Origin of the sequence: Geodermatophilus sp. Leaf369 (assembly GCF_001424455.1) — a bacterium.
Taxonomy (GTDB): Bacteria; Actinomycetota; Actinomycetes; order Mycobacteriales; family Geodermatophilaceae; genus Klenkia.
In genome coordinates this window covers 85,527-103,383 of record NZ_LMQA01000006.1, presented here as the reverse complement: position 1 = coordinate 103,383, position 17,857 = coordinate 85,527, and the positions used below count along the sequence as shown (strand labels likewise).

Genomic DNA, 17,857 nt, shown 5'->3' with positions numbered 1-17,857 from the left:
GAAGATCCGCCGGGCCGTGGAGCAACGCGACGGGCACTGCGTGTTCGCCGGCTGCCACGCCCCCACCCACTGGTGCGACGTCCACCATCTCGCCGAGTGGCTCCGCGACGACGGGGACACCTCGCTGGAGAACTCGGCACTGCTCTGCGAACGCCACCACACGAAGGTCCACCACGGGTTCCGCGTCGAACGCGACGACGCAGCWCCACCGGGCRARCGCTGGCGCACGCACCGACCCGACGRCACCGAGATCGTCCTSGACCGCCTGCTGACCGGAGCTGCGAGGAGGAGTGCGCACGTCGACCGGCCCGCTGAGCTGCGCAGCAACGGTTCTGTCGGTGGGGTCGGGTAGACAGGCCGCGTGCTGAACGTGCATCGGGCCGAACGCGCCGACCGGTTGGCGGACGCGCTGGCCGAGGTGCTGGCGCGGCCGCTGCCCGACCCGTTCGCCGAGGAGGTCGTGGCCGTGCCGGCCAAGGGCGTCGAGCGATGGCTGGCCCAGCGGCTGTCCACCGTGCTGGGCGCCGGTGACTCCGGAGACGGGATCTGCTCCGGGGTGCGCTTCCCCTCCTCGGCCCGGCTGGTCGACGAGGCCCTGGCCGCCGCGACCGGGGTCGACCCCCGGTCCGACCCGTGGGCCCAGCCGCTGTGGTCGCTGCTCGACGTGGTCGACGAGAGCCTGGGCGAACCCTGGTGCGCGGTGCTCGCCCACCACCTGGGCGCCGGGCCCGACGGCGACGACGCCGACGGCTCCCGCCGCGGCCGTCGCTGGGCTGCCGCCGCGCACCTGTCCGGGCTGTTCGCCTCCTACGCCGCCCACCGCCCCGGGATGCTGCGCGACTGGGCCGCCGGCCACGACACCGACGGCACCGGTCCGCTGCCGGACGACCTGGTGTGGCAGGCCCACCTGTGGCGGCGGCTGCGCGAGCGCCTGGGCCCCGGGCCGTCGGAGGGGCTGGCCGAGGCCTGTACCGCGTTGCGGTCGGACCCGGCGCTGTCCGACCTGCCCGCCCGGGTCAGCGTCTTCGGCCCCACCCGGCTGTCCACCCGCTCGCTCGCGGTGCTGGAGGCCCTCGCCGAGCACCGCGACGTGCACCTGTGGCTGCCGCACCCCAGCCCGGTGCTGTGGGCCGGGATCGCCACGACCGCCGGGGCGGCTGCCGGGCGCCGCCGCGACGACCCGACCACCACCGCAGCTCGGCACCCGCTGCTGCGCAGCCTGGGCCGCGACGTGCGCGAGCTGCAGCTGCGGTTGCCCACGCACGTCGACGTCCACCACGCCGGCCCGGACGACGTCCCGGAGACGTTGCTGAGCCGCGTCCAGCGCGACCTGCGCGACGACACGCCCCCCGCACCGGGCGCGGTCGGTGCCGACGACACCGTCCAGGTGCACGCGTGCCACGGCCCGGCCCGCCAGGTCGAGGTGCTGCGTGAGGTGCTCCTGGGGCTCTTCTCCGACGACCCCACCCTCGAGCCGCGCGACGTGCTGGTGCTCTGCCCCGACGTGGAGACCTTCGCCCCCCTGGTGTCGGCCACCTTCGGGCTCGGCCCGGGACTGCCCCACCCCGGCAACGCGCTCCGGGTCCGGCTCGCCGACCGCAGCCTGCGCCAGACCAACCCGCTGCTGGACACCGTGGCCCTGCTCCTGGAGCTCGCCCACAGCCGGGTGACCGCCAGCCAGGTGCTCGACCTCGCGGCCACCGCCGGGGTCCGCGCCCTCTTCGGCTTCACCGACGAGGACCTCGAGCGCATCCGCGACTGGGTGGCCCGCTCCGGGGTCCGCTGGGGCCTGGACGCCGCCACCCGGGCGCCCTACGCGATGGACCGGGTCCCGCAGAACACCTGGCGCACCGGCCTGGACCGGGTGTTGCTGGGGGTCACCACCTCCGAGGACCACCCGGTCTGGCTGGGCACCGCGTTGCCCCTGGACGACGTGGACAGCAGCGACGTCGACCTGGCCGGGCGGCTGGCCGAGCTGCTCGACCGGCTCGAGGTCGTGCTGGCCGCCCTGGACGGCGAGCACCCGGTGGGCCACTGGGTCACCACCCTCACCGACGCCCTCGACGCGCTCACCGCCGTCGGCCCCGACGAGGTGTGGCAGCTGGCCCAGGCCCGCCGCGAGCTCACCGAGGCCGCCGAGGGCGGGTCCAGCACGGTCCGCCTGGCCGACGTGCGCGCGATGCTCGCCGACCGGCTGCGGGGCCGCCCCACCCGGGCCAACTTCCGCACCGGCAACCTGACCGTCTGCACGCTGGTGCCGATGCGCTCGGTGCCGCACCGGGTCGTGGTGCTCCTGGGCCTCGACGACGGCGTCTTCCCCCGCACCTCGGGCATCGACGGCGACGACGTGCTCGCCCGGGACCCCCGCACCGGGGAGCGCGACGTGCGCAGCGAGGACCGCCAGCTGCTGCTGGACGCGGTGCTCTCGGCCACCGACCGGCTGCTGGTCTTCCACACCGGGGCCGACCCGGTCAGCGGCGCGAGCCGTCCGCCCGCGGTGCCGGTGGGGGAGCTGCTGGACGCACTGGCCACCTCCACCGGGCAGCCCCGGGAGGACCTCGTGGTGCGCCACCCGCTGCAGGCCCACGACGCCCGGCAGTTCGTGGGTCCGCGGCCGACCAGCTTCGACCCGGTCAGCCTGGCCGGGGCCCGGCAGGCCGCCCTGCCGCGGGAACCGGCGCCGGTGCGCCGCGCCCTGCGGCCCCGGGCGGGCGCGGTGGCCCTGGACGACCTGGTCTCCTTCGTGGAGAACCCCGTCCGGGCCTACCTGCGTCAGCGGCTGCAGATCACCCTGCCCGGCGAGGACGACGAGGTCGACGACGCGCTGTCGGCGTCCCTGGACGCGCTGCAGGAGTGGGCGGTCGGGGAGCGGCTGCTGCGGGCCGGGCTGGCCGGGGTGCCCACCCCGGACGCCGAGCGCAGCGAGTGGCTGCGGGGCACGCTGCCCCCGGGCGCCCTGGGTGACGCGGTGCTGGGCCGGGTGTCGGGGCGGGTCGGCCCGCTCGTCACGGTCGCCGGCCCGCTGCTGGCCCCACCAGCCCGGGCCGTCGACGTGCGCCTGGACCTCGGCGGCCGGGAACTGGCCGGCACGGTCAACGGGGTCCGGGACGACGCCGTGGTCAGCGTGACGTACTCCAGCCTCGGCCCCAAGCACCGTGCCCGCGCGTGGGTACAGGCCCTCGCGCTCGCTGCCACCGAGGGCACCGGGCGGGCGGTGACCGTCGGCCGCTACGGCGCCCGGGCCCGCACCTCGACGCTGCTCGCTCCGGCGAACGCCCGGGCCGTGCTCGCCGACCTGCTCGACCTCTACGACCGGGGCACGGTCGAGCCGCTGCCGATGGCGGTCAAGACCTCGCACGCCTACGCCCGGGCCCGGGCCGGCGGCGACGTCCCCGAGCAGGCCCTGGACCAGGCCGGTCGGGAGTGGACCGGCGGGCGCTTCCCCGGCGAGCAGGAGGAGAGGCACCACGTGCACGTCTGGGGCCAGCGGCCCCCGCTGACCGTGCTCATCGACCCCGGTCCGCTGGAGGACGAGCGGTGGCCGGGCGAGACCACCCGCTTCGGCGTGCTCGCCCGCCGGTTCTGGACCCCCCTGCTGGATGCGGAGACCACCTCGTGAGCGACACCCCCGCGGCCTTCGACGTCTGCGGCCCCTTGCCCGTGGGCACCACCGTGCTGGAGGCCAGCGCAGGCACCGGCAAGACGTTCACCATCGCCGCCCTCACCACCCGCTTCGTCGCCGAGGGCGTGGCCGAGCTGGGGGAGGTCATGCTGGTGACGTTCGGCAACGCCGCCTCCCGCGAGCTGCGTGACCGGGTGCGTGAGCGGATGGTGTCGGCCGAACAGGGCCTGCGCGACCCGGTGGCCGCCCGGTCCGGTGCCGACCCGGTGCTGGCACTGCTCGCCTCCGTCGAGGACGCCGAGGTCGAGCGCCGCCGGGTCCGGCTGGAGATCGGGCTCGCCGGCTTCGACGCCGCCACCATCGCCACCACGCACTCGTTCTGCTCCCAGATGCTCGCCGGGCTGGGCACCGCCGCCGACCGCGACCCCACCGCCACCTTCACGGAGGACGTCGACGACCTCGTCGGTGAGGTGGTCGACGACCTCTACCTGCGCAGCTTCGCCACCGCCGGTCCGGCGGTGCCGCCGTTCCTGGAGCACCACCAGCTGCTGGAGCTGGGCCGGCGCAGCGTCGGCAGCGACCGGCAGGCCCGCCTGGAGCCGGTCACCGACCCCGGGGTGCCCGGCCGGCGACGCAGGGCCGCGCAGGCCGTCCGGGACGAGGTGGAACGGCGCAAGCGCCGGCTCGGGCTGGTCGACTACGACGACTGGCTCTCCCTGCTGCGGGACGCCTTGGCCCACCCCGAGCACGGCCCGGTGGCCTGCGAGCGGGTCGGCTCCCGCTACCGGGTGGTGATGGTCGACGAGTTCCAGGACACCGACCCGGTCCAGTGGGAGGTGCTGCAGCGGGCCTTCCACGGCCGCACCACCCTGGTGCTGATCGGGGACCCCAAGCAGGCCGTCTACGGCTTCCGCGGGGGCGACGTCACGACCTACCTGGCTGCTGCGTCCGTCGCCGACAGCCGCTCCACGCTGGCCACCAACTGGCGGTCGGACCAGGTGCTGCTCAAGGCCCTGGAGCCGGTGTTCGGCGGGGCCGCCCTCGGCGACCCGCGGATCGTGGTGCGACCGGTGAGGTCCGCGCACCCCACGGCCCGGCTGACCGACGCCGGACCCCCGCTGCGACTGCGCCGGTTGCGACGCGTCGGGGCGGGCCCGCAGTTCCGGGGCTTCCCGAGGGTCGACCGGCTGCGGGACCTGGTGGCCCGGGACGTCGCCGCCGACGTGGTGACCCTGCTATCCGGCCCCGCCCGGTTCGAGGGCCGACCGGTGGCACCGGGGGACGTCGCGGTGCTCGTACGCACCAACAAGCAGGGCCACCTGGTGCGCGAGGCCCTCGGCGCGGTCGGGGTCCCGGCCGTGATGGCCGGCGGCGGCAGCGTGTTCGGCACCGTCAGCGCCCAGTCCTGGCTGGTGCTGCTGGAGGCCCTGGAGCAGCCGCACCGGGCCGGCCGGGTACGAGCCGCAGCCCTGTCGGTCTTCCTGGGCGAGAGCGAGGAGTCGCTGGACGAGCACGGCGACGCCGTCACCGACGTCCTCGGCCCCCGGCTGCGGGGCTGGGCCGACCTGCTCGGCGAGCGTGGGGTGGCCGCGTTCCTCGAGGTGCTCACCGCGGAGGAGGGCCTGCCCGCCCGGGTGCTGCGCCGCCCCGACGGTGAGCGGGTGCTCACCGACCTGCGACACGTCGGACAGGTGCTGCACGCCGTGGCGATGCGGGAGTCCCTCGGGCTCACTGCGCTGGTCGAGTGGCTGCGCCGGCGGATCGCCCGGGCCGAGGTCGAGGGCACCGACGAGCGCAGCCGGCGGCTGGAGTCCGACGCGGCCGCGGTGCAGGTGATGACCGTGCACGTCAGCAAGGGCCTGGAGTTCCCGGTCGTGCACGTGCCCTTCGGCTGGGACCGCTGGTCCCCCGACGACCCCGACGTGCTCCGGTTGCACGACGAGGCCGGGCACCGGGTGCTGCACGTCGGCGGACCGGGCTCGGCCGGGTACCGGGAGGCCCGGGCGCGGCACGACGACGAGGAGCTGGGGGAGGACCTGCGGCTGCTCTACGTCGCGCTGACCCGGGCCGCGGCCCAGCTGGTCGTGCACTGGGCGCCCAGCCGCAACACCGCGGCCGCACCGCTGCACCGGCTGCTCTTCGGCGGCGCGGCGCCCGGCCAGCAGCCCGCCGGCACGGTGCCGGTGCCCGCCTCCGACGAGGCGGTGGCCGACCACCTGCAGTCCCTGGTCGACGCCTCCGGCGGACGCACGAGCGTCGAGGAGGTGGGCAGCCCCTCGGCCGCCCGGTGGACACCGCCGACCGAGCCGGTCCCCGAGCTGTCGGTGAGCACGTTCACCCGCACCCTCGACGAGGACTGGCGCCGCACCTCCTACAGCTCGCTGACCCGCTCCGCGCACGAGCTGGGTGCGGCCAGCGAGCCCGACGCGCCCGGGAAGGACGACGAGGCCGACACCGACGAGCCGGCCGGCGCGGTGCCCGGGGGGCTGCCCTCCCCGCTGACCGACCTGCCCGGCGGGGCGGCGTTCGGCACCCTGGTGCACGCCGTGCTGGAGGACCTCGACCCGGCAGCGCTGGACGAGCGGTGCGCCGACGCGGTGCGGCGGTTCGCCGTGCCCGGGGTGGCCGCGGACGCCCTCGCCGAGGGTCTGCGGCCGGTGCTGCACACCGCCCTGGACGACACCGGCGTCACGCTCGCGTCGCTCCCGGCCGCCGACCGGCTGGCCGAACTGGACTTCGAGCTCCCGCTGGCCGGTGGCGACGACGCCGTGCCGCACAGCACGCTGGCCGACGTGGTCGCGCTGCTCCGCGCCCACGACCTCGGTCCGGTCGCCGGCTACGCCGACCGGCTGTCCGGGGTGGAGCCGGCCGCGCTGCGGGGGTTCCTCACCGGCAGCATCGACGCCGTGCTGCGGCTGCCCGGGCCGCGTTACGCGGTCGTGGACTACAAGACCAACCGGCTCGGCGCCGAGCCGCTGACCACCGGTCACTACGCGGCCGAGGCCATGGCCGAGGAGATGCAGCACGCGCACTACGTGCTGCAGGCGCTGCTCTACTCCGCCGCCCTGCACCGGTTCCTGCGGTGGCGGCAGCCCGGCTACGACCCGGCGCTGCACCTGGGGCCGGTGCTCTACCTGTTCGTCCGCGGCATGGCGGGACCCGACAGCGAGCCCGGCGCCGGCGTCTTCACCTGGACGCCGCCGACCGCCCTGGTCACCGGGCTGTCGGACCTGCTGGCTGGCCGGTCGTGATCCCCACCCGGGCCACCGGCCTGCTTGCCGTGTTCGCCGAGGCGGGCGTGCTCGCCCCGGCCGACGTGCACGTGGCGCTGCGGCTGTCCCGCCTCGGTGGGGAGACCGACCAGACCGTGCTGCTGGCCGCGTCGCTGGCCGTCCGCGGGGTGCGCACCGGCTCGGTGTGCGTCGACCTGTCCACCGTGGCCGAGACCGTGGTGCCCGAGGAGGACACGGCGGTCGGGGATGCGCCGGTGCCCGACCCGGTCGAGCTGCCCTGGCCGACCGACTGGTCCGCGGTGACGGCCAGCCCGCTGGTCGCCGTCGGCCCCGACGCTCCGTGGCAGCCGCTGCGCTGGGTCGACGGGCTGCTCTACCTCGACCGCTACTGGCAGCAGGAGCAGCTGGTCCGGGCAGAGCTCGACGCCCGGGCCGCCCAGCGGCCCCCGGCGGTGGACCTCTCGTCGCTGCCCACCCTGTTCCCCGGGCCGGCGCCGGACCGGCAGCGGTTGGCCGCGGCGGTGGCTGCCGGACGGTGGGTCAGCGTCATCACAGGTGGACCCGGCACGGGGAAGACGCACACCGTCGCCCGGCTGCTGGCGCTGCTGGTCGCCCAGGAGGGCCCGCGGGTGCGGATCGCCCTGGCCGCCCCCACCGGCAAGGCCGCGGCCCGCCTGCAGGAGTCCGTCCGGGCCCAGGCCGCCGACCTGGGGCTGCCCGACGACCTGACCGCCTCCACGCTGCACCGGCTGCTGGGCTGGCGGCCCGACAGCCGAAGCCGGTTCAAGCACGACGCGGGCAACCGGCTCCCCTTCGACGTGGTCGTGGTCGACGAGTCCTCGATGGTGCCGCTGACGCTGATGGCCCGGCTGCTGGAGGCGGTGCGACCCACCGCCCGACTGGTGCTCGTCGGTGATCCCGACCAGCTCACCCCGGTGGAGGCCGGGGCGGTCCTGAGCGACCTGGTGCACCGCCCGGCCACCGGCGGGGCGGCCGCCCCGCCCCCCGAGGCCGCCCACGACCTGGACCTCGACGCCACCGAGCTCGACCAGCTGGGCAACGGGGTGGTCCGGCTGCGGGTGTCGCACCGCTACGGCCGGAGCATCGGCGCGCTGGCCGAGGCCGTGCGGGAGGGGCAGGCCGACCAGGTCGTCGAGCTGCTCACCCACGGCGAGGGGCTCTCGCTGGACCCCACCCCCGACGCGCTGGCCGCCGAGGTCCGGGCCGCGGCCGAGGAGCTGGGCGCCGCCGCGCGGGCCGGGGACGGCCCCGCGGCCCTGGCCCTGCTGGGGCGGCACCGGCTGCTCTGCGCGCACCGCAGCGGCCCGTTCGGCGTGGCGCACTGGAACGACCAGGTCACCCGGTGGACGGGGGCGCTGCCCGGGGACTGGTGGCCGGGTCAGCCGCTGCTGGTCACCGCCAACGACTACGACAACGCGCTGTTCAACGGCGACACCGGGGTGGTGGTCCGCGGTCCCGACGGGCTGCGCGCGGCCTTCGACGGGCGGGAGCCGCTCCCGCTGTCCCGGCTGTCCTCCGTACGCACCGCGCACGCGCTCACCGTGCACCGCAGCCAGGGCAGCCAGTACGAGGCGGTCACCGTGCTGCTGCCACCGGTGGGGTCCCCGCTGCTCACCCGAGAGCTGCTCTACACCGCCGTCACCCGGGCCAGCGCCCGCGTGCGGGTGGTCGGCAGCGAAGAGTCGGTGCGCGCTGCCGTGGCCCGCCCGGTGGTGCGCGCCAGCGGCCTGCGCCGGCAGATCGGCGGGTGAGTCAGCCCGTCAGACCGGCCACGACCACCCGCCGCGCGGCCCGCGCCTCGGGGATGGGCAGCAGCGGCCAGACGTGCACCATCCCGGGTCCGTCCTGGTCGTCCACCTCGACCCCGGCCGCCCGGGCCCGGGCGACCAGCAGCCGGATGTCGGGGTGGGTGATGTCCAGCGAGCCGCCGAACACGGTGATCGGGCCCAGCCCGGCCAGGTCACCGGCCAGCGGGCTGACCCGGGGGTCGTCGAAGGGCAGCCCGTCCCGCCACAGGTCGATGCTCACCCGGACGCCGGCCCGGGCCAGCCACGGGTCGGTGGGCTCCACCCGGTCGATCTCCGGGTTGGCCAGCGACAGGTCCAGCGCCGGGGAGATGAGCACCGTGCGGCGCAGCGGCGGCACGCCCCGGTCGCGCAGCAGCAGGGCCGCGGACAACGAGATCTGTCCACCGGCGGAGTCGCCCATCGCGGTCACGTTCGCCGCACCGTGCCGCTCGACCAGGTCGGCGAGCAGGTCGGCCACCGCCGGGACGACGGTGGCGGCGGTCCCCACCGGGGTCAGCGGGTAGATCGGCACCGTCACCGTGGCCCCGCTCTCGGCCACCACGCGGGCGATCAGCCGCCAGTGGAACGGGCTGATCTCGAAGGCCCACGACCCGCCGTGGGAGTACACGACGTGCTGGCCCGAGGGCGTCCCGGCCGGGGCGACGACGTAGACGGGCCACCCGGTCGCGTGGTCGACGGTGACCCGCACCCCGCCGGGCAACCGGGCGGGCGGGCCGTAGGCCTCCGGGCGCAGCGCGACCTCGGCGAGCCGGTCGTGCATGCCCTGCGGGGTGGCGAAGGTGTGCTGGAAGCGGGCCAGCCGCAGGAGCGGCGGGACGACGCGGGCGAGGGCGCTGGGCACGGGGGTCTCCAGGGGTCAGGACGCGGTGAAGAGGGTGACGCGCCCGGGGTTCGACACGGAGAACGGATTGGCCCACTCCGACCGGGCGCCGGTGATCGGGGCGGCATCGGTGACGACGACGAACGGGTCGCCCGGGTAGACGGCGAGCACCAGCGTGCCGGTCGTCAGCTCCTCGGTGTGCTCGAGCAGCTCGCCGCGGCGGAGCTTGGACGTCGTCCGGCGGCCGGTCAGCTCCTCGCCGACCTCGGCGGTCCAGTCGGCGCCGTCCTGGGTGAACCCGACGGCCTGCACGCGTTCCCCGGCCGGGGCGGGCTGGCAGGCGGCGAACTCGGCGAGGGCCTCGTAGAGCCGCTCGGCCTGGTCGGCGTCGGTCGAGCGGGGCAGGAAGAAGGAGGCCACCCACCGGAGTCTGCCCGGCGCTACGGTGCGGCATGCACCGGTTGTCCCGCGCCGACGCCCGCCGGATCGCCGTCCGGGCGCAGCTGCTGGACGCCGACCGGCCGACCGGCCTGCTCGACGTCGTCCGGCAGCTGACCCTGCTGCAGCTGGACCCCACTGCGGCCGTCGCCCCGAACGCCGACCTCGTGCTCTGGACCCGGCTGGGCCAGGCGTACGACCCGCCGCAGCTGCGGCACGCCCTCGAGGTGGACCGCACCCTGGTCGAGCTGTGGGCCACCGTCCGGCCGGCCGAGGACCTGCGGCTCTACCGCCCGACGATGGCCCGCGAGCCGCAGTACCTGCGGCCCCGGGAGTGGCTGGCGGCCAACGAGGGGTTCCGGGCCGACGTGCTGGCCCGGCTGCGGGCCGACGGTCCGTTGCAGTCGCGCGACCTGGCCGACACCAGCAGCACGCCCTGGGTGTCGACCGGGTGGACCGGCGAGCGGAACGTGACGCAGATGCTGGAGGTGCTGTCCGGGCGCGGGGAGACCGCGGTGGCCGGACGGCGGGGCAAGCAACGGCTGTGGGACCTGGCCGAGCGGGTCTACCCGGCCCTGGGTGACCCGCTGCCCGAGGCCGACGCCGTCCGCGAGCGGGACCGCCGGCGGCTGCAGGCGCTCGGCATCGCCCGGGCGAGGACCGACCAGTCCTCGGTCGAGACGAACGACGTCGGCGAGGCGGGGGAGCCGGCGCAGGTGGAGGGCGTGCCGGGGGAGTGGCGGGTGGACCCCGGGCAGCTGGACCGGCCGTTCACCGGCCGCACCGCGCTGTTGTCCCCGTTCGACCGGCTCGTGCACGACCGGCGCCGCGCCCGGGAGCTCTTCGGGTTCGAGTACACCCTGGAGATGTACAAGCCGGCGGCGAAGCGCCGGTGGGGGTACTTCGCGCTGCCGGTGCTGCACGGGGACCGGCTGGTGGGCAAGGTCGACGCCAAGGCCGACCGGAAGGCCGGGCGGTTCGTCGTCCACGCGGTGCACGAGGACGAGCCGTTCACCGCCGAGGTCCGGGACGCCGTCCAGGCCGAGCTGGACGACCTGGCCGGGTGGCTGGGCCTCAGCCGCTGAGCTCGGCCAGCAGCTCCAGCTGGGTCGCCCACGCCGGCGACGTGGGGTCGATGACGGCGAAGTGGTCGCCGTCCACCTCGATCAGCGAGGCGTCCGCGCCCGCCGCCCGGGCCGCGTCCACGTAGGTGGTGGACTGGGAGAGCGGCACGATCGAGTCGCTGCGGCCGTGCACGCACCGCACCGGGACGTCGAGGGGCACCTGCTGCAGCGGGTCGACCTCCGGGCCGGGCGGTCCGCCGACGAAGGTCTGCACCGCTCCGCCCCCCAGCCCGGCCGCGGCGCCCCCGCGCAGGTCGAGCACCCCGGCCTGGGACAGCACCCCGGTGACCGGCACCCGCGCCGGTGACCACCGGTCGAACCGGCCGCGGGCGGCGGACCAGGCGGCGAGCTGGCCACCGGCCGAGTGGCCCAGGACGAGCACCGTGGTCAGGTCCAGTCCGGTCCCGGTGAGGGCGTCGATGCCGGCGGCGACGTCGTCCAGGGTCGCCGGCACCCCGCCGCCGTTGCCGACCCGGCGGTACTCCAGGTTCCAGGCCGCCCAGCCCTCGTCGGCCAGCGATGCGGCCAGCGGTGCGCCGAGCGTGGCGTCGTAACCGCTCATCCAGTACCCACCGTGCACGACCACGACGACGCCCCGAGGGGTGCCCGCGGGCAGGTAGAGGTCGGCGTACTGGCTGGCGTCCTCGCCGTAGGCGACCCGACGGTCGCCGGCCCGGGCCGGCGGCGCCCCGCACGCGGCGGCCAGGGAGCCGACCGCGCCCCACATGCCCAGGGCCAGCAGGGTGCGTCGTCGGAAGGGGTGCACGCTGCCATCGTGCCCGCGCCGGCCGACCGGCGCCCCGGTCACCGGCCGTGCCGTGTCAGGCGGTCGGTACGTGCTGCACGCCCAGCTCGGCCAGCACCTCCGCGGTGTGCTCACCCAGCCGCGGGGGCAGTCGGTGCACCGCGGGCGGGGTGGCCGACATGCGGGTGGCCGGGGAGGGCAACCGGCGGACGCCGTCGACCGGGTCCTCGATCAGCTGCCAGAAGTCGGTGGCGACCAGGTGCGGGTCGCAGGTGAGGTCCTCGAGGGTGTTCACCACGGCGAACGGGATGTCCTCGGGCTCCAGCAGGGCCATCCAGTCCGCGTTGGTGCGCAGGGTCAGCTGGTGGGCGATCTCGCCCCAGACCAGCGGCACGTGCTGCTGGCGGGCGGCGAAGGTGGCGAAGCGCTCGTCGGCCATGACGTCGTCCCGGCCGATGAGGGTGAAGAACCGGCGCCACTGCGAGTCCGAGTACGGCAGCATCGAGACGAAGCCGTCCAGGGTGGGGAACGGACGCCGGGCCGCGGTGCTGACCGGCTCGTAGCCCATCGGCCCGATCGGGGGCTCGAAGGCGTGTCCCCAGATGTGCTCCTGCAGGTTGAAGCCGGTCATCGTCTCGAACATGGGGACGACGACCTGCTGGCCCTGCCCGGTCAGCCCGCGGTAGACCAGGGCCGCGGCGACGGCGAAGGCCGCGTGCACCGCGGTGACCTTGTCCGCGAAGATCGCCGGCATGTAGCGCGGGACCCCGGTGACGACGGTCTGCAGCATCGCCAGCCCGGAGAGGGACTGGATGACGTCGTCGTAGGCGGCGCGGCCGCCGTAGGGGCCCTCGTCGGCGAACCCGGTGACCTGGCAGTGCACCAGGCCCGGGTTGCGGCGGGCGAGCTCGGCGTAGCCCAGGCCCAGTCGTTCGGCGGCCGGGGTGCGCACCGAGTGCAGCAGCACGTCGGCGCCGTCGACCAGGGTGCCGAACACCTCGCGGTCCCCAGGGTCCTTCAGGTCCAGGACGACGCTGCGCTTGTTGCGGTTGTTGGACAGGAAGAAGGAGCCCATGCCCTCGGACCGGCGCGGACCGATCCGGCGGGTCAGGTCGCCCTCGGGGGGCTCGACCTTGACCACGTCGGCGCCCATGTCGGCGAGCATCTGGGCGGCCATCGGCCCGAGCACGATCGAGGCGCACTCCACGACCCGGATGCCGGTCAGCGGCCCGGTGGGCCCGGGCGCCAGCTCGCGGGTCACCGTCCGGTCCACCGTGCGGGGCGCTTCTCGGTGAAGGCGGCGGCGCCCTCGAGGGCGTCGGCGGAGTCGATCACCGGCCGGGTGATGGCCTCCTGCCGTTCGAACTGCTCGGCGGTCGACCAGTCGCGCTGCTCGGTGATCACCCGCTTGGCCGCGGTGACCGACAGCGGGGCGTTCGCGGTGATCCGGCGGGCCAGCTCGACCGCGGCGGCCAGCGCGCCGCCGGGCTCGGTGAGCCGGTTGACCAGGCCGAAGGCGTGCAGCTGCTCGGCGGTCACCGGGTCCCCGGTCAGCGCCATCTCCATGGCCACCCGGGAGGGGATGACCCGGGGCAGCCGGATCAGCCCGCCGGCCGCGGCGGCCAGCCCGCGCTTGGCCTCCGGGATGCCGAACCGGGCGTCCCGGGCGGCGACCAGCAGGTCGCAGGCCAGCACGGCCTCGAACCCGCCGGCCAGCGCGTACCCCTCGACCGCGGCGATCAGCGGCTTGGTCGGCGGGGTGAGCGCGATGCCCATCAACCCGCGGCCCTTGACCCGGGTGGACTCCCCGCGCACGAAGGCCTTGAGGTCCATCCCCGAGCAGAACGTGCCTCCGGCGCCGGTGAGGATGCCGACCCGCAGGTCGGACCGGTGGTCGAGCTCGTCCACCGCGGCGCAGACGCCGTAGGAGACGTCGCGGTCGATCGCGTTGCGGACCTCGGGGCGGTTGATCGTGATGGTCATCAGGCCGTCGTCGACGTCGACGAGCACCTTGTCCGACACGTGGGTCCTCACGAGGTCTCCACCTCGAAGTGCGGGACGGGGGTGCCGTCCAGCCCGGGGGCGAACGAGATGCGCACCGGCAGGTCGATGGCCGGGGCGGTGTCGCCGTCGAGGCGGCCGAGCACCCGCACGCCCTCCCGCATGTCGACCGTGACCAGCGTGTACGGCAGGTCGTCGGCCAGCCGGGGGTCGAAGGCGTGGTGGGTGACCGTCCAGCTGTGCACGGTGCCGCGGCCGTCGGCCTGCTGGGGCTCGACCAGCTCGGACTGGCACGCCGAGCAGATCGCCCGCGGGTAGTGCCGGACGACGCCGCAGTTCCCGCACCGCTGCAGGACCAGCACGCCCTCGGCAGCTCCGCGCCAGTAGGGCGCGGCGATGTCCTCGGGCTCGGGTGTCGAGGTCATGAGGTCCCCTTCCGGAGGATGGCGACGCCGCCGTCGCCCATGTCGCCGTAGCCGGTGACCAGGCCGGTCTCGGCGCCGGCCACCTGGGCGGCCCCGGCGGTGCCGCGCAGCTGGCGGACCAGCTCGACGACGTGGTTGACCGCGAGCATGTGCGACTGGGACAGCAGGCCGCCGTGGGTGTTGGTGGGCAGCTCACCGCCCAGCCGGAGCCGGCCGCCCTCGACGAACGGGCCACCCTCGCCCTTGGCGCAGAAGCCGAGGTCCTCGAGCTGGCACAGCACGATGTAGGTGAAGCAGTCGTAGATCTCAGCGACGTCGATGTCGGCGTGGGTGACCCCGGCGGCCTCGAAGGCGAGGGCCGCGGCCTTGGCGACGCCGACCCGGGTGAGGTCGGGCCGCTGGGTGATCGAGCTGGGGGAGTCGGGGTGGCCCATCGCCGAGCCGAGCAGGTCGACCGGGGTCTGCGCGAGGTCGCGGGCCCGCTCCGGGGACGTCACCACGAACGCGGCGCCGCCGTCGGACTCCAGACTGCAGTCCAGCAGCCGGAACGGGTCGGTGATCATCCGGGAGGCCTGGTGGTCGGCCAGCGTGATGGGCTTGGTCATCAGACCGCGACCGTTGAGCAGCGCGTGCTCGCGGGTGCTGACCGCGATCTCGCCGAACTGCTCGCTGGTGGTGCCGTAGAGCTCCATGTGCCGGCGGGCCATCGGGGCGTAGAGCTGCGCCGGCGCGATGTTGCCGGCGGGCCGTTCGTACTCGGACACGAAGTGGAACTGCGGCATGGTGTGGATCCGCTGCCCGGCCTTGGCGCCCGAGCTGGTGTTCCGCCCGAAGGGCACCAGCACCGTGCTGCACAGCCCGGCGGCGATCGCGGCGCCGGCCAGCTGCAGGGCACCGACGGCGCTGGCCCCGCCGTGCGGCACGACGGCGGAGAACCGCAGGTCGGTGATGCCGAAGTCGGCCACGTACTCCTCGACGGGCGCGCCGGTGATGCCGATCGGGATGACACCGTCGACGTCACCGGGGGTGAGGCCGGCGTCGGCGATCGCGGTGAGCGAGGCCTCGAGCTGGTGCTGCAGGGCGGAGCGGGGGGAGCGCTTGGTGTACTCGGTCTCCCCGACCCCCACCACGGACGCCCGGCTCATGCCGACACCCCCACGGGGATGCGGGCGGGCGCTGCTGCAGGTCGGGCCAGCTCGGCGGCGACCGCCGCCCGGTAGCGGCGCGGGTCCAGCTCGAGGCCGTACCGCTCGGCACCGGGGTAGCGCTTGGCCATCACCCGGTGCTCCTCGGCCAGGTCGGCGGTCATCTCGCGCTGCGTGGGCAGGGACACCCGGCCGGACACCAGCGCGGCCACCCACTGGGCCTGCACGTCCATCATCGAGACGTTCGCACCACCGCTGACGTTGAAGAACCCGACGAAGTAGAGCCCGGGGTGGGTGGGGCTGACCACCCGCTTGAACAGCTCGACCCGACGTCCCCGCACGGGGGACACGTCCGGGCCCAGGAACGGCAGGTCGATGACGTAGCCGGTGGCGGCGATGACGGTGTCGACCTCCTCGGTGGTGCCGTCGACGAACGTCACGGTCGTGCCGGAGGTCGAGGCGATCCCCGGCTTGCAGGTGATCCGGTCGTAGGACACGTGCGCCATGAACGTGGGGTTGCTCGCCGGGTGCGTGCGGGTCTCCGGCGTGCGCAGCCCCCACTGCTCCATCCGGCCGTGGAAGACCCGGCTGATGGCCCGCATCGCCGTGCGCTGCACCCGCCAGGGCAGCCACGGCCTGGCGACGGCGGCGATCACCCGCGCCGAGGGCACGCCCAGGATCATCCGCGGCATGATCAGCACGGGGGACCGGGCGGCGACGACGGTGCGCGCGGCGACCGGTGCGAGGTCCGCGGCGACGTCCAGACCGCTGTTGCCCACCCCGACGACGAGCACCCGTCGCCCGCGGAAGGGCTCGGGCTCGCGGTAGGCGTTGCTGTGCAGGTACTCACCGGTGAACTCCTCGGCGATGGCCGGGTGCGCCGGCACGCCCTGGTGGCCGGTCGCGACGACGACGGCGTCGAACGGCTCGGGTGCGGCGCCCTCGACGGTCACCGTCCAGCGGTCGCCGTCGGGCTCGACGGCGGTGACCCGGCTGCCGAAGCGGATCCGCCCGGTGATGCCGAACCGGTCGGCGAAGGCCTCCAGGTAGGCGCAGACGTCGGTGTGCGAGGGGAAGAGCGGGCTGTCGTCGGGGAAGGGGAACCCGGGGTAGGCGGTGGCCCGGGGCTCGGAGTTGATGTGCAGCGAGGCGTAGGCCGCGGACAGCCCGTTGTCGTTGTCGTAGACCCAGAGCCCGCCGATCCGCGAGCCCAGCTCGAACACGACGACGTCGTGCCCGTCCTCCAGCAGCCGCCGGGCGGCGGCCAGCCCGCCGGCGCCGGCCCCGAGGACGGCGGTGCGGCTCATCGCGCGGGCTTCGGGTCGGCGACCAGCGCCCGGCCGATGAGGTGCTTCATGACCTCGATCGACCCGCCGCCTATCCGGGTCATCCGGGCGTCGGCCCAGGCCCGGGCGATCGGGTACTCGGTCATGTAGCCCCAGCCGCCGAACAGCTGCAGGCACTCGTCCATCACCCGGCCCTGCAGCTGGGTGGTCACCATCTTGACCTTGGCCGCCTCCAGCGCGTCCAGGTCGCCGGTGAGGTGCAGCTCCATGCAGCGGTCGACGTAGACACGCAGTGCTGAGACCTCGGCGTGCAGCTGGGCGAGCACGAACCGGGTGTTCTGGAAGTCGGCCAGGGTCTGGCCGAACATGTCCCGGTCGCGGGAGTACTCGATCGTCCAGTCGATCGCGGCCTCGGCGGCGGCGACCGCGCGCACGGCCTGCACCAGCCGTTCCTGGGCCAGCTCGGACATCAGGATCGCGAACCCGCCACCCTCCTCACCGAGGAGGTTCGAGGCCGGGACGCGCAGGTCGGAGAAGAACAGCTCGGCGGTGTCCTGGGCCTTGCAGCCCAGCTTGTCCAGCTTGCGGCCACGCTCGAAGCCGGCCTGGTCGGTCTCGACGAGCAGCAGGCTCACGCCCTTGGCGCCCTGGTTCTCGTTGGTGCGGCAGGCCAGCACCAGCAGGTCGGCGGTGTGCCCGTTGGTGATGAACACCTTCTGGCCGTTGACCACGTAGTCGTCGCCGTCCCGGACGGCGGAGGTCTTGAGGTGGGCCAGGTCGCTGCCGCCGTGCGGCTCGCTCATGCCGATGGCGGCGACCACCTCGCCGGTGGCCATCCCGGGGAGCCAACGCTCCTTCTGCTCGGGCGTGCCGTGGTGCACCAGGTAGGGCGCGGCGATGTCGGACTGCAGGTAGAACGTCGGGGCCACCGCACCGACCCGGGACATCTCCTCGGTGAGCACGGCGGAGAACAGGAAGTCCCCGCCGAGGCCGCCGTCCTCCTCCGGGGTCATCGGGCACAGCAGCCCGAGCTCGCCGGCGGCCAGCCAGACGTCGCGGGGGACGAGGCCGTCGGCCTCCCACGTCGCGTAGTCCGGCAGCACCCGGGTCTCGATGAAGCTCCGCACGGTGCTGCGGAACAGGTCGTGCTCGGGGGTGAACAAGGTCCGCGGGACCACGGCCGACTCCT

At 75.2% G+C, this 17,857-nt stretch carries 14 protein-coding genes; 5 read left to right on the top strand and 9 right to left on the bottom strand.

Annotation, left to right across the window (positions count from 1 at the left end; genetic code table 11):
* The 4 genes from ASG36_RS22820 to recD form a co-directional block, all read left to right on the top strand.
* On the top strand, positions 1–352 hold a 352-nt coding region (locus ASG36_RS22820; protein WP_235495407.1), incomplete at its 5' end, for an HNH endonuclease signature motif containing protein.
* 9 nt (positions 353–361) lie between these two features.
* Positions 362–3,619: an exodeoxyribonuclease V subunit gamma gene (recC, locus tag ASG36_RS20965; protein WP_055768999.1), complete on the top strand. Its 3,258-nt coding sequence runs from the start codon at positions 362–364 to the stop codon at positions 3,617–3,619.
* Positions 3,616–6,873, top strand: a complete 3,258-nt coding sequence (locus ASG36_RS20960; RefSeq protein ID WP_055768996.1) for a UvrD-helicase domain-containing protein — start codon at positions 3,616–3,618, stop codon at positions 6,871–6,873. Before recC ends, ASG36_RS20960 begins: the two co-directional genes overlap by 4 nt.
* Positions 6,870–8,627, top strand: coding sequence for an exodeoxyribonuclease V subunit alpha (recD, locus tag ASG36_RS20955; RefSeq protein ID WP_055768993.1), 1,758 nt, complete (start codon positions 6,870–6,872; stop codon positions 8,625–8,627). Before ASG36_RS20960 ends, recD begins: the two co-directional genes overlap by 4 nt.
* Before the next feature lies 1 nt (position 8,628).
* On the opposite strand, the gene ASG36_RS20950 is transcribed toward recD, so the two are convergent.
* Positions 8,629–9,525, bottom strand: a complete 897-nt coding sequence (locus ASG36_RS20950) for an alpha/beta hydrolase fold domain-containing protein (protein WP_055768991.1) — start codon at positions 9,523–9,525, stop codon at positions 8,629–8,631.
* Between the two features lie 15 nt (positions 9,526–9,540).
* Positions 9,541–9,924 (bottom strand): hypothetical protein, encoded by a 384-nt coding sequence (locus ASG36_RS20945; RefSeq protein WP_055768988.1) that lies wholly within the window; start codon positions 9,922–9,924, stop codon positions 9,541–9,543.
* A 32-nt stretch (positions 9,925–9,956) separates the two neighbouring features.
* On the opposite strand from ASG36_RS20945, the gene ASG36_RS20940 reads away from it, so the two are divergent.
* Entirely contained in the window at positions 9,957–11,027 is a 1,071-nt protein-coding gene (locus tag ASG36_RS20940) for a winged helix-turn-helix domain-containing protein (RefSeq protein WP_055768985.1), read from the top strand.
* On the opposite strand, the gene ASG36_RS20935 is transcribed toward ASG36_RS20940, so the two are convergent.
* The 7 genes from ASG36_RS20935 to ASG36_RS20905 are packed head-to-tail and all read right to left on the bottom strand — an operon-like array spanning position 11,017 to position 17,846.
* On the bottom strand, positions 11,017–11,832 hold the full coding sequence (locus ASG36_RS20935; RefSeq protein WP_200944619.1) for an alpha/beta hydrolase: 816 nt from the start codon (positions 11,830–11,832) through the stop codon (positions 11,017–11,019). The two genes, ASG36_RS20940 and ASG36_RS20935, sit on opposite strands and share 11 nt — an antisense overlap.
* Before the next feature lie 55 nt (positions 11,833–11,887).
* Positions 11,888–13,072 (bottom strand): CaiB/BaiF CoA-transferase family protein, encoded by a 1,185-nt coding sequence (locus tag ASG36_RS20930; protein ID WP_055768983.1) that lies wholly within the window; start codon positions 13,070–13,072, stop codon positions 11,888–11,890.
* A complete protein-coding gene (locus ASG36_RS20925; protein WP_235495405.1) occupies positions 13,069–13,845 on the bottom strand; it encodes a crotonase/enoyl-CoA hydratase family protein in 777 nt (258 codons plus the stop codon). Before ASG36_RS20925 ends, ASG36_RS20930 begins: the two co-directional genes overlap by 4 nt.
* Positions 13,842–14,237: a Zn-ribbon domain-containing OB-fold protein gene (locus ASG36_RS20920; protein WP_055768978.1), complete on the bottom strand. Its 396-nt coding sequence runs from the start codon at positions 14,235–14,237 to the stop codon at positions 13,842–13,844. The genes ASG36_RS20925 and ASG36_RS20920 overlap by 4 nt, the downstream gene beginning before the upstream one ends.
* The gene (locus ASG36_RS20915) at positions 14,234–15,382 is read right to left on the bottom strand and encodes a hypothetical protein (protein ID WP_055768975.1); all 1,149 of its coding nucleotides are present in this window, start codon (positions 15,380–15,382) and stop codon (positions 14,234–14,236) included. Before ASG36_RS20915 ends, ASG36_RS20920 begins: the two co-directional genes overlap by 4 nt.
* The gene (locus tag ASG36_RS20910) at positions 15,379–16,689 is read right to left on the bottom strand and encodes an NAD(P)/FAD-dependent oxidoreductase (RefSeq protein ID WP_055768971.1); all 1,311 of its coding nucleotides are present in this window, start codon (positions 16,687–16,689) and stop codon (positions 15,379–15,381) included. Before ASG36_RS20910 ends, ASG36_RS20915 begins: the two co-directional genes overlap by 4 nt.
* Entirely contained in the window at positions 16,686–17,846 is a 1,161-nt protein-coding gene (locus ASG36_RS20905; protein WP_055768968.1) for an acyl-CoA dehydrogenase family protein, read from the bottom strand. Before ASG36_RS20905 ends, ASG36_RS20910 begins: the two co-directional genes overlap by 4 nt.
* Positions 17,847–17,857: the final 11 nt, after the last annotated feature.

Bases quoted from the DNA above. Each gene is read 5' to 3' on its own strand.
- ASG36_RS20940 (WP_055768985.1), top strand. From the start codon at position 9,957: ATGCACCGGTTGTCCCGCGCCGACGCCCGCCGGATCGCCGTCCGGGCG.
- ASG36_RS20920 (WP_055768978.1), bottom strand. From the start codon at position 14,237: ATGACCTCGACACCCGAGCCCGAGGACATCGCCGCGCCCTACTGGCGC.
- ASG36_RS20915 (WP_055768975.1), bottom strand. From the start codon at position 15,382: ATGAGCCGGGCGTCCGTGGTGGGGGTCGGGGAGACCGAGTACACCAAG.
- ASG36_RS20910 (WP_055768971.1), bottom strand. From the start codon at position 16,689: ATGAGCCGCACCGCCGTCCTCGGGGCCGGCGCCGGCGGGCTGGCCGCC.